Origin of the sequence: Tepidicaulis sp., from assembly GCF_965222285.1 — a bacterium.
GTDB lineage: Bacteria > Pseudomonadota > Alphaproteobacteria > Parvibaculales > Parvibaculaceae > Tepidicaulis.
Map to the genome: position 1 here is coordinate 1,767,668 of NZ_OZ244942.1, position 14,379 is coordinate 1,782,046.

Genomic DNA, 14,379 nt, shown 5'->3' on the forward strand with positions numbered 1-14,379 from the left:
CCAAACCTGACCGCAGGTGGCAACAGGAACAGTTTTGCAGCTTGAAAGGGGTTTGAGCGCGTCTTGGGCTTAAAAATGCCGGTAGCCGCTTTCGGCAAGCGGCGCGGTTTTCCCGCTCAAGTCTTCCAGAAGGACGGCAGGCTCGCCTTCTTCCAGATAGCCGATGCGCGTGATGGGCACGCCGGCCGTCCCGGCCAGAAGCTCGAGCTTCACCCCCGCCTCGCCCGGCGCCGCAAAGACAATTTCATAATCGTCCCCGCCGCTCAGCACCGCCCGCCAAAGGATCTCGTCTTTTTTGAGAAGCGTGCGCGCACCCGCCGAAAGCGGCAATGCGGATTGCGAGATGCGGGCGCGCAGCCCACTTGCCTTGCACAGATGAAGAAGATCGGCGCTGAGCCCGTCCGAAATATCAAGCGCCGCCGAGGCGACGTCCCTAAGGCCGGTGCCGGCGCTTACCCGCGGCTGCGGCAGGCGGTACCGCTGAATAAGTCCGCGGCGTTCGGCAATAGAGGAAAGCTCGATCTCCCCTTGCGCGAGTTTCAGTCCCAAGGCCGCATCGCCGAGCGTGCCGGTGACATAGACCGCATCGCCGGCCCTTGCGCCGGCGCGGCGGATCATGCCGCCCTGCGGCACGTCGCCAATCGCCGTAAGAGAGAAAGTTGCCGGACCCGGCGTTTTTACCGTGTCGCCGCCCAAAAGCTCCAGGCCGTAAATGTCCTGATCTTTTTGCAGCCCGGCCGCGAAAAGCGCGATGTCTTTTTCCTCTACACCTTCCGGCCAGGCGAGCGCCAGCAGATAAGCCCGAGGCTCAACGCCCTTGGCAGCAAGGTCGGACACATTCACCCGCACCAGCTTCTGCGCGACAAGATCGTAAGGGTCCGTGGGCAGAAAATGAACGCCCGCAACGATGGCATCCTTCGTCAGAACGAGGTCGTATCCAGGCTTCGGCTGAAAAAGCGCCGCATCGTCCTGCAGGCCAAATGCGCCCTCGGTGCGTTTTGCCAAAGGCGCGAAATAGCGTTCGATAATCTCGAACTCGCCGGGTTTACCCTGTCCTGCCATTGGCGCCGGCATTGCTCCTGAATTCATCGGCACGCAATTCGCGGCCGAGCTTGTCGAGCAGCGCGTTCACGACTTTCGGTTCGTCGCCGTCGAAAAACGCATGGGCGATATCGACATACTCCGTGATCACCACTTTGACCGGCACGTCCTTACAGCGCTGCAACTCATAAACGCCGGAACGCAGGATGGCGCGCAACGTGCTGTCGATCCGCTCCAGCTTCCAGCCTTCGGCCAGATTGCCGTGGATGCGCTGGTCGATGGCGCGCTGCTCGCGCACCACGCCGCGCACCACATCCTCGAAATGGGCTTCATGGGCGGGAAGATAATCCGCCTCCTCGTCCATCTCACGGCCGAGCCGGTGCAGCGCGAATTCCTCGACGATATCGTCGAGCGGCGTGCCCACCATATCCATCTGATAAAGCGCCTGCACGGCGCCGAGCCTTGCGGCGCTGCGCGAGGCTCGGGGTTTTCCTGCCGGTTTGTTCTTTTGCGGCGTCACGTCAGTTCACCGCCCGCCCAGCAAGCCGAGCTTGCCTTTGAGTTCGATCATGTCGAGGCAGGCCGCAGCCGCGCCGCCGCCTTTGTTCTTCTTATCCACCTTGGCACGGGCCCAGGCCTGATCGCCGTTTTCCACGGTCTGGATACCGTTGCCGAGCGCCAGCGAATGCTCGATGGTCAGGTCCATCAGCGCGCGCGCGCTTTCATTGCACACCGTGTCGTAATGGGTGGTTTCGCCGCGGATCACGCAGCCAAGCGCCACGAAGCCGTCGAAAGGTTTTTCGATTACCCGGCGCGACATGGCATCGAGCGCGAATTTGACCGCGCCCGGCACTTCCAGAACGCCCGGCACCGCGATGCGCTCATAAGTGCCGCCGCGCTTTTCGATCTCGGCAATCGCCCCGCGCGCAAGCTCGTCGGTAATGTCCTCATAGAAACGGGCTTCGACGATGAGGATGTGGGAAGACTTGCTCACGATGTGGCCTCGGCTTTGCTTTTGGAGGATTTTTCAAGGCGCGGATTATCGGTGATCGGCTCCTGCCCGACAATATGAAGATCGTAGCCGTCCAGGCCGACAACCTGGCGCGTCGTGTCGGAGAGCAGCACCATGTTGTGAATGCCGAGATCGAGCAGGATCTGCGCACCCACCCCATATTCGCGCAAGCGGCGCGGCATGGACTGGCCGTTATCATCGCCCTTATGCAGCAGCATGTCTGAGACGACGGTCGCCGTCGTATCGCGGATAAGCACGATCACGCCGCGCCCTTCTTCCTCGATGATGCGCATGGAGTTCTGCAGAAGGTCCGAACGTCCGCCATGGGTATTGAGCTTGCCTTCCGCGCCCAGCATGTCGTCGAAGACATTGATCGCATGCATACGCACCAAGACGGGTTCCGGCGTCGAGATATCGCCCTTCACCAGTGCGATATGCTCGGCATATTCCACGGTGTTGAGATAGACCTTGAGATCGAACTTGCCGCCATAGCGCGTGTCGATTTCCGTCTCAATGGCCCGGTGAATGAGATTGTCGTGCTTGCGCCGGTAGGCGATGAGATCGGCGATCGTCGCGATCTTCAGCCCGTGCAACTGCGCGAACTGCACGAGATCGGGCAGCCGCGCCATGGTGCCGTCTTCATTCATGATCTCACAAATCACGCCCGCCGGATAAAGCCCGGCCAGACGGGAAATATCGACCGCCGCTTCAGTATGCCCGGCACGCACCAGCACACCGCCGTCACGGGCGACCAGCGGGAAGACGTGGCCCGGCGAAACAATATCGCGCTCTGCCTTCGTCGGATCGATGGCGACGGAAATCGTGCGCGCGCGGTCATGGGCGGAAATGCCGGTCGTGATCCCCTCGCGCGCCTCGATAGAAACGGTGAAAGCCGTTTGGTGGCGCGACTGGTTGGTGTTCGACATCAGCTGCAGATTGAGCTGCTTGGCCCGCTCGCCGGTCATGGAAAGACAGATCAGGCCGCGGCCGTATTTCGCCATGAAGTTGACCGCCTCGGGCGTCGCCATCTGCGCGGGGATGACGAGATCGCCCTCGTTTTCCCGGTCCTCGGCGTCCACCAGAATGAACATTTTGCCATTCCGCGCGTCTTCGATGACGTCTTCGATGGGCGATAGAAATTCCTTATACACAGATCTTAGTCCTCTTGCCTTAGGCGGGCGACATAGCGGGCCAGCATATCAATTTCAAGATTAACTGCATCCCCCGCCTTTGCGGTGCCCCAGGTGGTCACGGCCTGGGTGTGGGGAATGATGTTGACGCCGAAACGGTTGCCGTCCACCTCGTTCACGGTCAGCGAGGTGCCGTTCAGGGTGACGGAGCCTTTTTCGGCAATGAATTTTTTCAAATCTTCCGGCGCCTCGAAGGTAAAGCGCATGGAATCTCCTTCCGGGCGGATATCGAGAATTTTGCCGACGCCGTCCACATGGCCCGAAACGATATGCCCGCCAAGCTCGTCGCCGACCTTCAGCGCGCGCTCCAGATTGATGCGCTGGCCTTCTTTCCAGGTGCCGAGCGCCGTGCAGTCCAGCGTCTCTTGCGAGGCTTCGACGGAGAACCAGTTCTGCCCGTTTTCCGTGCCGCGCTCGACCACGGTCAGGCACGCCCCGTCGCAGGCGATGGAGGCGCCAAGCTCGATGCCGGCGGCGTCATATGCCGTTTCGATGACAAGGCGCGTGTCGCCCGTCTTTTCCATCGACCGCAGCCGCCCGATATCCGTAATGATGCCTGTAAACATGCCTACTCCTGCCGGCGGAAACTGAAGCGCTGCAGCGAATCCTCGCCCAGCGCCAATACCTGGCGCCGCTCCAGCACCGGTGCCTCTTCCATCTTCTGCACGCCGAGCGCCGCCAAGGCGGGATAGCCGTCCCCGCCAATGAGCTTGGGCGCCTGAAACCAATCGATCCGGTCCACAAGCCCGGCCTGCACCAGCGAAGAAGCAAGCCGCGAGCCGCCTTCCACCATGAGCCGGGTAATGCCCCGCGCGCCGATTTCCTGCAAAGCGGCTTTCATATCCATGAGCCCGCCCTGCCCCCGCGGCACCTCGATAATGTCCGCTCCGCAATCGAGAAAGGCCGCGCGCCGGTCTTCGTCCCCGTCCGGCAGCGTCAAAATCCAGAGCGGTACTTTGGCGGCGCTCTGCACCAGCTTCGAGGTGAGCTGCATGCGCAGCCGCCCGTCGGCGACGATGCGCACCGGCGAATGCTGGCCGAGCCCCGGCAGCCGGCAGGTCAGCGTCGGATCGTCGACGATCGCCGTCGCGCTGCCGATCATGATGGCATCGGCTTCCGCGCGCATCAGGTGGCCGCGGTTGCGCGCCGCCTCGCCCGTGATCCACTGGCTCTCGCCGCTATGAGTAGCGGTGCGCCCATCAAGCGAGCTGGCAAGTTTCAGCATCACCAGCGGGCGGCCTTCGCGCACTTTCAGAATGAAACCTTCATTGAGGTGGTAGGCGTCTTCTTCCAGAACGCCCTCCACCACCTCGATCCCGGCTTTGCGGAGCATCTCGTGCCCCTTGCCGGAAACGCGCGGATCAGGGTCCGTCATGGCGCTGACGACGCGGGTCACGCCCGCCTCGATCAAGGCTTCGGCGCAAGGCGGCGTCTTACCGTGATGGGCACAGGGCTCGAGCGTCACATAGGCCGTTGCGCCTTTCGCCTTGCCGCCGAGTTTGTTCAGCGCATGGACTTCCGCATGGGGCCGCCCGCTCGGCTGCGTCCAGCCGCGCGCGATAATGCGCCCGCTTTCCGGCGCCACCAGCACACAGCCGACCGCCGGGTTGGGCGCCACACGGCCCAGGCCCCGCTGCGCCAGATGCAGCGCCAGCTTCATATATCTGATGTCGTCCGGCCCGCTCATGCCAATCCTTTGCAGCCTTCTTGCCGAAGGAGCCTTGCCGGATCAGCCTGGAATATCTTCCGGTCCGGAAAGCTCGCCAATAACGTCTTCAAAATCCTTGGCTTCGCGGAAATCCCGGTAAACGGACGCGAAACGCACATATGCCACATCGTCGAGGGTCCGCAGCCCCTCCATAACCATCTCCCCCAGCACCTGGGAGGGAATATCGGATTCCCCCATGCTTTCCAGGCGCCGCACGATCCCGCTCACCATACGCTCGACCCGCTCGGCCTCAACCGGCCTTTTTCGCATGGCGACTTGCACCGAGCGCATTAACTTATCCCGGTCGAAGGGAACCCGGCGGCCATTTGTCTTGATGATCGTCAGCTCGCGCAGTTGCACCCGCTCGAACGTGGTAAACCGGCCGCCGCAAGCCATGCAGGCGCGCCGGCGCCTTATGGCATTATTGTCCTCTGTCGGACGGGAATCCTTCACCTGAGTGTCTTCGTTGCCGCAATAAGGACACCGCATGGTTTTCTTCCCCTCCAACCGGGCCCGAGCTCGGGCTGAGGCCCGGCCGGCTGCCCCATTTTTCCGCTAGATTCAGTAAATCGGAAACCGCTGGCAAAGGCCCAGCACGCGCTCGCGCACCGAGGCTTCCACCGCGCCATTGCCCTCATCGCCATTTTCCGAAAGCCCGGTCAGAACCTCGGAAATCAGCTCGCCTACTTCCCTGAATTCGGCCACACCGAAGCCCCGCGTCGTGCCCGCCGGGGTGCCGAGCCGCACGCCGGAAGTCACCATCGGCTTTTCAGGATCGAAGGGAATGCCGTTCTTGTTGCAGGTGATATGCGCGCGCTCAAGGGCAGCTTCCGCCACCTTGCCGGTGAGTTTCTTCGGACGCAGATCGACCAGCATCAAATGCGTGTCCGTGCCGCCGGAAACAATGTCCACACCGTTAGAGGCAAGCGTTCCTGCAAGCGCGCGGGCATTGTCCACCACGGCCTGGGCATAAAGCTTGAAGGAGGGCTGCAGCGCTTCACCGAAGGCAACGGCCTTGCCTGCGATTACATGCATGAGCGGGCCGCCCTGAATGCCGGGGAAGATCGCCGAATTGATCTTCTTGCCGAGCTCTTCATTGTTGGAAAGGATCATACCGCCGCGCGGGCCGCGCAGGGTTTTGTGCGTCGTCGTGGTGACGACATCGGCAAAGGGAAGCGGGCTCGGATGCGCCCCGCCCGCCACGAGACCGGCGAAATGCGCCATATCCACCATGAGATATGCGCCGACGGAATCAGCGATTTCACGGAAAGCCTTGAAGTCGATGACGCGCGGATAGGCCGAGCCGCCGGCAATGATGAGCTGCGGCTTGTGCTTCTTCGCGAGCGCTTCCACCTCATCCATGTCGATCAGGTGGTCCTGCTGGCGCACACCGTACTGAACGGCGTTGAACCATTTGCCGGACTGGTTCGGCGGCGCGCCATGGGTCAGGTGACCGCCAGCAGCGAGGCTCATGCCGAGAATCGTATCGCCCGGTTTGATCAGCGCCATCATCGCGCCCTGGTTGGCCTGGGAGCCGGAATTGGGCTGCACGTTCACATAAGCGCAGTCGAAAAGCTTCTTGGCGCGGTCGATGGCCAGTTGTTCGGCCACATCAACGAACTCACAGCCGCCGTAATAGCGTTTGCCCGGATAACCTTCGGCATATTTGTTGGTCATGATCGAGCCCTGGGCTTCGAGCACGGCCTGCGAGACGATGTTCTCCGAGGCAATCAGCTCGATCTGCTCGCGCTGCCGGCGCAGCTCCTGCTCGATCGCATCCAGAATTTCAGGATCCCGCTCCGCAAGACCTTGAGTAAAAAACGCCGTCGTCGCGCTACCGGATGCCGCGTCGCTCACCGCCATGATCTGACCTCTTGATACCAAAGGAAGACGCAAGGGCTCTGCCGGATGATCACTACCATATCTTGTATCTTCCGGGCCCAATATTCTGGCCTCTTAGCATATGCGCCCATATCCGCCAAGCACACAGGCGAAGACTTAAATTGGGCGCTGCCGGGCCTCAACTGCTTTGCAAAATAGGAAGACATTCCAAGAAAACACAACATTTGTTGTTTGTTTTCTGTTTCCAACTTTGTAAACAAGCCCTACAGATTAGGGCAATTAACCATAAATTGATCTGACGTTGCTGTATTTAATGACCCGCATGCAATGGAAAATCTGTCGTTCTACTTGATTTTTCCTTCGTCCTTGTCCATAAATCGCATCCGCTAATGGTAATTAAGTTTATTGACGTGTCGCGCAAGGCCCAAAGATGACCAGCAAACCAGACCAACAGGGCATATCGCGGGCTGAAGCTTTGGAGTTGGCATCGGAAATCGTTTCCGCCTATGTCAGCAATAACGCCGTCGCCGCAGCCGAATTGCCGGCAATGATCAAGACTATGCATGACACGCTGCTGTCGTTAGGCGGCAATCCGGAAATCGGCAAGACGGAGCTCGATCCTGCCGTTCCGGTGAAGAAGTCGATCACGCCCGAATATCTGATTTGTCTGGAAGACGGAAAGCGCTTGAAAATGCTCAAGCGCTATTTGCGTTCGCGTTACAACATGTCGCCGGAAGAATACCGCGCGCGTTGGAACCTGCCGGCGGATTATCCCATGGTGGCACCAAACTATGCGGCCCAGCGCTCGCAGCTTGCCAAGGAAATCGGTCTCGGCCAGGCAGCAAACAGCAGCACCCGCCGTAAGCGCTAAGCCAGCCCTCGCCTCTTCTCTAAATTCTAAATGAGAATGCCGCCGCCATCGTCTTCGCCGGAAGAAGGCGTGTCTTTTTTGGCTTTCGCGTCCCGCTCCATCACATAGCGCAGTTTGTTGATCGCGATGCGCTCCAGCTCCGCGTTTGGCGCTTTCGACGATCCGACGATGGACACTTCCGTGCCCGTCTGCGCATCGATGGCGCAGACCTTCACAAAGCCGCCCGTGGCGGGAAGAATTTCAATATAGATTTCCCGGCTGTCGCCGGCCCGCGCGCTATCGCGGCCCTTGCCGCTGCTGCGATCAGGCGGCACGCTTCAAATTGCGCTGGGTCCAGACCTTATCCAGCGCATCCACAAGAGCTTCCATCATCTCGTCCGTGTGATAAGGCGACGGGGTGAAGCGAAGCCGTTCCGTGCCGCGCGGCACGGTCGGATAATTGATCGGCTGCACATACATGCCGTACGTGTCGAGCAATTCGTCCGCGACTTCCTTGCACAGGACCGGGTCCCACACCATTACCGGCACGATATGGCTTTCACACATCAGCACCGGCAACCCGCGGTCGGCAAGCATGCGCTTCAGCTTTGCCGAGCGTTCCTGATGCGCGCCGCGAATATTGTTGTCGCGTTTCAGGTGCCGCACGCTCGCCAGAACGCCTGCCGCAATGGTCGGCGCCAGCGACGTGGAAAAGATGAAGCCCGGCGCATAGGAGCGCACCACATCGACAAGCACGGAGCTTGCCGCGATATAGCCGCCCATCACGCCGAACCCCTTGGCCAGCGTCCCTTCGATAATATCGACTTTGTCGAGCACGCCGTCCCGCTCGGCAACGCCGCCGCCATGACGCCCGTAAAGGCCGACGGCATGCACTTCATCGAGATAGGTCAGCGCATTGTATTTGCGGGCGAGATCGCAAATCTCGCCGATCGGCGCAATGTCGCCGTCCATTGAGTAAACGGACTCAAACGCGACGATCTTCGCCTGATTGGGGTCAGCCTGAGAAAGCAGCTCTTCCAGATGGCCGAGATCGTTGTGCCGCCAAACCCGCTTCGGCCCCTTGCCGCGCCGGATACCCTCGATCATCGAGGCATGGTTCATTTCATCTGAAATGATCAGGCAGTCGCCGAAGACTTTTGAGAGTGTCGCCAGCGTCGCGTCATTGGCGTTGTAGCCGGAGGTGAAAAGCAGCGCGGCTTCTTTCTGGTGCAGCGAAGCCAGCTCTTTTTCCAGTTCGACATGATAATGGGTCGTGCCGGCAATGTTGCGGGTGCCGCCGGAGCCCGCGCCATGCTTGTCGAGCGCGTCTTTCATCGCATCGAGCACCACCGGGTGCTGGCCCATGCCCAGATAATCGTTCGAGCACCATACGACGATATCGCGCTTGCCCTCATCCGTATGCAGCGTTGCGCGCGGAAACGAGCCGCGATGGCGCAAGAGATCGGCGAACACACGGTAGCGGCCTTCGCGCTTGACGGTGTTCAGCGCATCGGAGAGCAAGCCCTCATAATCCATGACGTCGGTCCTCTATATCGTACTCCGGTCCCGGTCGTTTCCGGCCTGGCCCGCCGCCTGAGATCAAGTCTCCCGCATCCAGATTGAATGGTGCTTAACGCGGGAAGCCCTCCAAGCGGCAGCCGCGGCCATTAAGGCCGCCGGACCTGAGTCTGGCCAGCCGCGAATTGTCGCAGCCGGACAGTCACTTAGCTCTTTTTTACTCCCATAGGCCCCGCGCTTCCAGAACCGATTTCAGAACCTCCGGCTCGTCCGTCATCAGCCCGTCCACCCCCATATCGATCAAACGGTGCATTTCCGCCGGTTCATCGATGGTCCAGACATGGATTTGCAGCCCCAGCTCATGGGCGTGATCGACCATCCGCCGGTCGATGAGGCGCAAACCGGACTGGTGAACCGGAAGCTGAGCGCAGCCCGCCGCAAAACCGCCGAGCAGGCCCTTGAGCGGCCCCAGAAAGCTGCCGAGCCGGAGCCGGGTTGCCGCAATCGGCCCCATGCTCGTGCAAAGGCCGGGGCCGAGCGCTGCGCGCATCGCGGCAAGACGCGCATCGGAAAAGGAGCCTATGCCCACCCGCTCCGTCGCTTTGGCGGCTTTCAGCACCTTGATCAGCGGTTCGACGGCGTTGTCGGCTTTCGGGTCGATATTGATCTTGGCAGTAGGAAAAGCGGTGAGCAGGTCCGCCATCAGCGGAATGGGCTCCTTGCCTTCCACCTTCGCGCCGCGCACCTCGTCATACGTCATCTCGGCGATGATGCCGGTCCTATCCGTCACCCGGTCGAGCCGGTCATCGTGAAAGGCGAGCAGCACGCCGTCCTTCGTCGCATGCACATCCGTCTCAATATAGCGGTAGCCGAGCGAGATCGCGTGCTCGAAGGCCGGCATGGTATTTTCCGGGTGCACATTCGCACCGCCGCGATGAGCAAAAGCCAGAAGGCCTTTCGACTCAAGATATGGAAATTTCGCTGGCCGCATTTTCTCTCCCCGCCCGACGCTGCCCCAAGCTAGCTTCGGGCCCCCGCCGCGCCAAGTTGGAAATCTCAATTGGCCGGAAATAACTTACTGCGTGAGAGAGGTGGTGCGCACGCGCTTGTCGAGGCTGTAAATGTCGTCGCGGAAATTCACCACACCGTCCGCGCTCACCCAGGCGGTCAGATAAAGCAGATAGACGGGCACGGGCTCGCCCAGCGCCACATCCATCCGGTTACCGGAGGCGACGGTGCTGTCCACCTTGCGCCGGTCCCAGCCATCCGTCTCGCTCAGAAGCCAGGCGACGAGATCGTGCACTTTGTCGACGCGCACGCAGCCCGAAGAATAAGCGCGCGCATTACGCCCGAAAAGGCTCTTGGACGGCGTGTCATGCAGATAGACCGCATGCGGGTTCGGGAAGTGAATTTTCACCGTGCCGAGCGAGTTGCGCCGGCTCGGGTCCTGGCGCAGGCGCAGACGCTCGGCCGAAGCCGACGACCAGTCCACATTATACGGATTGATCTCGCGCGGATTGGGCCCGTAATCGGAAAGGACGCGGATACCCATGCGCTTCAAATATCCCGGATCCCGGCGGGCTTTCGGGATGATGTCTTTCTTGGCGATGCTCTGCGGCACGTTCCAATAAGGGTTGAAGGCAATGAATGTGATCTTGCTTTCATATTCCGGGGTCTGACGGTCCGTCTTGCCGACGATGACGCGGCGGCGCAGTTCCACGCGCCCGTCCGAAACGGCTTCGACTTCCTGACCCGCAATATTCACGAAGACATAGCGCCGCCCAAGCGTCGCCGACTGTTCGTTCAGGCGCTTCAGATTAACGGCAAGCTGCTTGATGCGCGTTTCGACCGGCACATTCATGGCGGCCAGCGTGCGCGCGCCGATGATGCCGTCCGGCGTCAGCCCGTGGCGGCTTTGAAAGCGGCGCACCGCATCGAAAACACTCTCATCGTAAATGTTGGGATCGCCGCCGGAGGCCGCAAGATCGCCCGTCGCCACCAGCCGCTTACGGATCAGCGCGAGGCGCGCATCGCGCATGCCCTTTTCGATCTTCTCGCCTTGCGGGATGGGCTCCCAGCCGCCCCATTCCTGGATCTGCTCATACATGGACATGGCGCGCAGGAGCGGCCAGAAGCCAGCATCGCCCAGCGTCGGGATCGTCGAGCGGCTGACCCGGCTTTCCACCACCTCGGCCTGCGAGGAGGTGGCCCAGGGGTCCACCCATTGCAATTTCCAGGGATCGAAAGCCTGATCGGCGGCCTCTGCCTTCAGCGGCGCGGCGAGGACCGAGACGGCGCACAGGAAAACGAACGCGAGCGCGTTCAGCCGCGCTGCGCCCTGCCGCTCATGCCCCCAAGCACCCGAGTAACTCACGTCTGCCCACCTTTGCCCAATAGGTTAACGGTCTGTTAACGGGGCACGGAAGTCAAACCGATTCGGCCTAAATGGCCTTAAATGAGACAGAAAGCCTCACTTTCGGCAGGAAACCGCGCCTCCTGGGCCTTACTCAGCAAGGCGGATGCCAAATGCAACGATTTCCGCCACACTCCGGGACAATGGCAAATGGTGGACATGTCATGGAAAGCGCACCCTTTACCCTGATCGAGCCCCGGCTCATGGCCTCCTGGCCGCTATACCTGCTGGCAAGCGCCCTGGCGGTCGCAGCCCTGATGGGGGCCGTCTGGCTCTGGAGCCTGAAGCGGCGTGATGTGAGCATGGTGGATGCCTTCTGGGCGCCGGGCTTTGCTCTCATCGCCTGGACGCTCCTGATCCTGACGCGCAACGTCACCCCCTTCACCCTGCTCCTGGTTTTCCTGACGACCTTCTGGGCGATCCGGCTGGGCACCTATCTCGCCTCGCGCTGGCTCTTCCACGCCGAAGAGGACCGGCGTTATGCGGCCATGCGCGCCCATCACGGGGAGCGCTTCGGCCGGGTCAGCCTCTATACGGTGTTCGGCCTGCAGGCGGCGCTCATGTGGCTCATCGCCCTGCCGCTGCAGCTTGCGATCCTCACCGTGCCGAGCCCCACGCTCGGGGTGCTCGGCTTCATGGGCGCGGCGCTCTTCCTCATCGGCTTTTCGCTGGAGGCGGCAGCCGACGCTCAGCTTCATGCCTTCAAGGCGGATCCGGCGAATGAGGACAAAGTGATGGAGAGCGGCCTTTGGGGCTGGAGCCGGCATCCGAATTATTTCGGCAATGCCGTGCTTTGGTGGGGGCTCTTTCTCGCCGCAGCGGAAGCGGAAGCGGCGCGCTGGGCGTTCCTGGCCCCTGCCCTCATGACCTTCCTGCTGCTGCGCGTCTCCGGCGTGCGGCTACTGGAAAAGACCATCGCGAAGCGCCGCCCGGATTACGAAAGCTACAAGACCCGCGTAAATGCATTTGTGCCGCTCCCTCCGGGCTGGAGGAAACGGCACAAAAGTCTCGAACGCTGAAAACGCAGTACTAGAGGCGGAAGCGGATCTGATCCGTCCAGAAGCGTTCAAGCTTAAACAGAGTGGAGTTGAGCATTTCCAGCTCGTCCATGCGGATATCCGCAACCTGCTCGAGCTGCTGCCAATGGCGGTCGTAGAGCGCTTCCACGACCTCGCGAATTTCGTGGCCCATATCGGTCAGCTTCACACGCACCGAGCGGCGGTCCTGATCGGAGCGCTGGTGGTTGATATAACCGGCCTCGACCAGCTTTTTCAGATTGTAGGAAACGTTGGACCCGAGATAGTGGCCGCGCGTGCGCAGTTCGCCCGCCGTCATTTCCTGGTTGCCAATGTTGAAAATCAGGAGCGCCTGGACGCTGTTGATTTCCGTGTTGCCCATCCGGTCCAGTTCATCCTTGATCACATCCAGAAGACGGCGGTGAAGCCGCTCTACAAGCGTCAACGATTTGAGATAGACGTCATGGCTTTCGGTGGCCTCATTGCCTGCCGTGGCTTCTGCCGCGTTGCTGCTCATCGAATGCATCATCTAATCCTCAAACTACTTATCCCCGCACACCCCCCTTCGCACAGATAAGCAGTGCCCGGGACGTACGTCTGCCATGGGGAAGAGCTTAAGACAGCTGAACTAATGAGCCCTTAAAGCAAATGTTCGCATTTTGCCTTTCGCAAAAATTTGCAGCGATTTCGGATATAAATTTCGCGATTCCGCGCGCACGGGACGCCGCGACCTGCCGCGATACTTAATGGCGGATAAACAAACGCACTCCTGCGCCCCGCCTCTGGCTCATTCCGGTACAGCGGCGCGTCAGGATTTCTAATGGAAAACCTTAAAGTTCACCGCGCAGCAATTTGATGATTCCCGAAAAGTCGATGCTGTCCTGCCCCGAGGCTTCGACCATCGCATAAAGCGAGGCGGCCATGGCGCCGAGCGGGGTCGCGGCATGAGCGCTCTGCGCGGCGTCCTGTGCAAGACGTAAATCCTTCAGCATCATCGCCGCGGTAAAGCCGGGCTTGTAATCATTATTGGCCGGGGATGCCGGCACCGGCCCCGGCACCGGGCAATAGGAGGTCATAGACCAGCACTGGCCTGAGGCGGTGGAAGAAATATCGAACAGCGTCTGCGCATCGAGGCCCAGCTTTTCGGCCAGCAGAAACGCCTCGCTCGTGCCGATCATGGAAATGCCGAGCAGCATGTTGTTGCAGACCTTGGCGACCTGGCCGTTCCCGGCGGCGCCCGCATGGAAGACATTCTTGCCCATGATATCGAGCAAGGGCTTGGCCTGATCGAAGGCGGCTTTCTCCCCGCCCACCATGAAGGTAAGCGTGCCCGCCTGCGCCCCGCCGACGCCGCCCGAGACGGGCGCGTCCACCATTTCCATCCCCGCCTCGCGGGCAAGGCCAATTACCTTGCGCGCCGTCGGCACGTCGATGGTGGAAGAATCGATGAAGAGCGTGCCCTTCGCGGCCTTTGACAGAAGCCCGCCCTCGCCGAGATAAACGCTTTCGACATGGGGCCCGGCAGGGAGCATCGTCACCACGACTTCCGCGCCTTTGACGGCATCGCCCGCCTTGGTCGCCGCTTTCGCGCCTGCCGTCACCAGCGTATCCACAGCCTCTTTCGAAAGGTCGAAGACGGTCAGCTCATGGCCCGCCTTGACCAGATTGAGCGCCATGGGTCCGCCCATATTTCCAAGCCCGATAAAGCCGATCGCCGTCATCTCTTCCTCCCGCTTTCTATTGTTCCGTTTTGCGCGGCCTGACCGGAGCATAACGGTGATTGATAGCC

Annotated in this window: 16 protein-coding genes; 2 read left to right on the forward strand and 14 right to left on the reverse strand. The window is 60.9% G+C overall.

Annotation, left to right across the window (positions count from 1 at the left end; translation table 11 throughout):
- Positions 1-69: 69 nt before the first annotated feature.
- The 8 genes from thiL to glyA form a co-directional block, all read right to left on the reverse strand.
- Positions 70-1,062 (reverse strand): thiamine-phosphate kinase, encoded by a 993-nt coding sequence (gene thiL, locus ACOQOT_RS08350; protein WP_420561868.1) that lies wholly within the window; start codon positions 1,060-1,062, stop codon positions 70-72.
- Positions 1,046-1,561, reverse strand: a complete 516-nt coding sequence (nusB, locus tag ACOQOT_RS08355; RefSeq protein WP_420561869.1) for a transcription antitermination factor NusB — start codon at positions 1,559-1,561, stop codon at positions 1,046-1,048. The genes thiL and nusB overlap by 17 nt, the downstream gene beginning before the upstream one ends.
- A gap of 6 nt (positions 1,562-1,567) precedes the next feature.
- The gene (locus ACOQOT_RS08360) at positions 1,568-2,035 is read right to left on the reverse strand and encodes a 6,7-dimethyl-8-ribityllumazine synthase (protein ID WP_045442790.1); all 468 of its coding nucleotides are present in this window, start codon (positions 2,033-2,035) and stop codon (positions 1,568-1,570) included.
- Positions 2,032-3,204: a 3,4-dihydroxy-2-butanone-4-phosphate synthase gene (gene ribB, locus ACOQOT_RS08365; protein ID WP_420561870.1), complete on the reverse strand. Its 1,173-nt coding sequence runs from the start codon at positions 3,202-3,204 to the stop codon at positions 2,032-2,034. The genes ACOQOT_RS08360 and ribB overlap by 4 nt, the downstream gene beginning before the upstream one ends.
- A 5-nt stretch (positions 3,205-3,209) precedes the next feature.
- The gene (locus ACOQOT_RS08370; protein WP_420561871.1) at positions 3,210-3,809 is read right to left on the reverse strand and encodes a riboflavin synthase; all 600 of its coding nucleotides are present in this window, start codon (positions 3,807-3,809) and stop codon (positions 3,210-3,212) included.
- Between the two features lie 2 nt (positions 3,810-3,811).
- Entirely contained in the window at positions 3,812-4,930 is a 1,119-nt protein-coding gene (ribD, locus tag ACOQOT_RS08375) for a bifunctional diaminohydroxyphosphoribosylaminopyrimidine deaminase/5-amino-6-(5-phosphoribosylamino)uracil reductase RibD (protein ID WP_420561872.1), read from the reverse strand.
- Between the two features lie 42 nt (positions 4,931-4,972).
- Positions 4,973-5,440, reverse strand: coding sequence for a transcriptional regulator NrdR (gene nrdR, locus ACOQOT_RS08380; protein ID WP_420561873.1), 468 nt, complete (start codon positions 5,438-5,440; stop codon positions 4,973-4,975).
- Positions 5,441-5,512: 72 nt separating this feature from the next.
- On the reverse strand, positions 5,513-6,814 hold the full coding sequence (gene glyA / locus ACOQOT_RS08385; protein WP_420561874.1) for a serine hydroxymethyltransferase: 1,302 nt from the start codon (positions 6,812-6,814) through the stop codon (positions 5,513-5,515).
- Between the two features lie 409 nt (positions 6,815-7,223).
- Here glyA and ACOQOT_RS08390 point away from each other — a divergent pair, with 409 nt between their 5' ends.
- Complete coding sequence (locus ACOQOT_RS08390) at positions 7,224-7,664, forward strand: MucR family transcriptional regulator (protein ID WP_420561875.1); 441 nt, start codon at positions 7,224-7,226, stop codon at positions 7,662-7,664.
- A gap of 26 nt (positions 7,665-7,690) precedes the next feature.
- Here ACOQOT_RS08390 and ACOQOT_RS08395 read toward each other — a convergent pair whose 3' ends face one another.
- The 4 genes from ACOQOT_RS08395 to ACOQOT_RS08410 form a co-directional block, all read right to left on the reverse strand.
- Positions 7,691-7,978, reverse strand: a complete 288-nt coding sequence (locus ACOQOT_RS08395; protein ID WP_420561876.1) for a DUF6898 family protein — start codon at positions 7,976-7,978, stop codon at positions 7,691-7,693.
- The gene (gene hemA, locus ACOQOT_RS08400; RefSeq protein ID WP_420561877.1) at positions 7,968-9,179 is read right to left on the reverse strand and encodes a 5-aminolevulinate synthase; all 1,212 of its coding nucleotides are present in this window, start codon (positions 9,177-9,179) and stop codon (positions 7,968-7,970) included. Before hemA ends, ACOQOT_RS08395 begins: the two co-directional genes overlap by 11 nt.
- A gap of 199 nt (positions 9,180-9,378) precedes the next feature.
- Positions 9,379-10,152, reverse strand: coding sequence for a glycerophosphodiester phosphodiesterase (locus ACOQOT_RS08405; protein WP_420561878.1), 774 nt, complete (start codon positions 10,150-10,152; stop codon positions 9,379-9,381).
- A gap of 84 nt (positions 10,153-10,236) precedes the next feature.
- Positions 10,237-11,535, reverse strand: coding sequence for a L,D-transpeptidase family protein (locus ACOQOT_RS08410; RefSeq protein WP_420561879.1), 1,299 nt, complete (start codon positions 11,533-11,535; stop codon positions 10,237-10,239).
- A 203-nt stretch (positions 11,536-11,738) separates the two neighbouring features.
- Between ACOQOT_RS08410 and ACOQOT_RS08415 the strand changes: the two genes are divergently transcribed.
- Positions 11,739-12,593: a DUF1295 domain-containing protein gene (locus ACOQOT_RS08415; RefSeq protein WP_420561880.1), complete on the forward strand. Its 855-nt coding sequence runs from the start codon at positions 11,739-11,741 to the stop codon at positions 12,591-12,593.
- Between the two features lie 10 nt (positions 12,594-12,603).
- Here ACOQOT_RS08415 and ldtR read toward each other — a convergent pair whose 3' ends face one another.
- Together ldtR and mmsB are read right to left on the reverse strand one after the other, a co-directional pair.
- Positions 12,604-13,116, reverse strand: a complete 513-nt coding sequence (gene ldtR, locus ACOQOT_RS08420) for a transcriptional regulator LdtR (protein ID WP_420561929.1) — start codon at positions 13,114-13,116, stop codon at positions 12,604-12,606.
- 304 nt (positions 13,117-13,420) lie between these two features.
- The gene (gene mmsB / locus ACOQOT_RS08425) at positions 13,421-14,311 is read right to left on the reverse strand and encodes a 3-hydroxyisobutyrate dehydrogenase (protein WP_420561881.1); all 891 of its coding nucleotides are present in this window, start codon (positions 14,309-14,311) and stop codon (positions 13,421-13,423) included.
- Between the last annotated feature and the right edge of the window lie 68 nt (positions 14,312-14,379).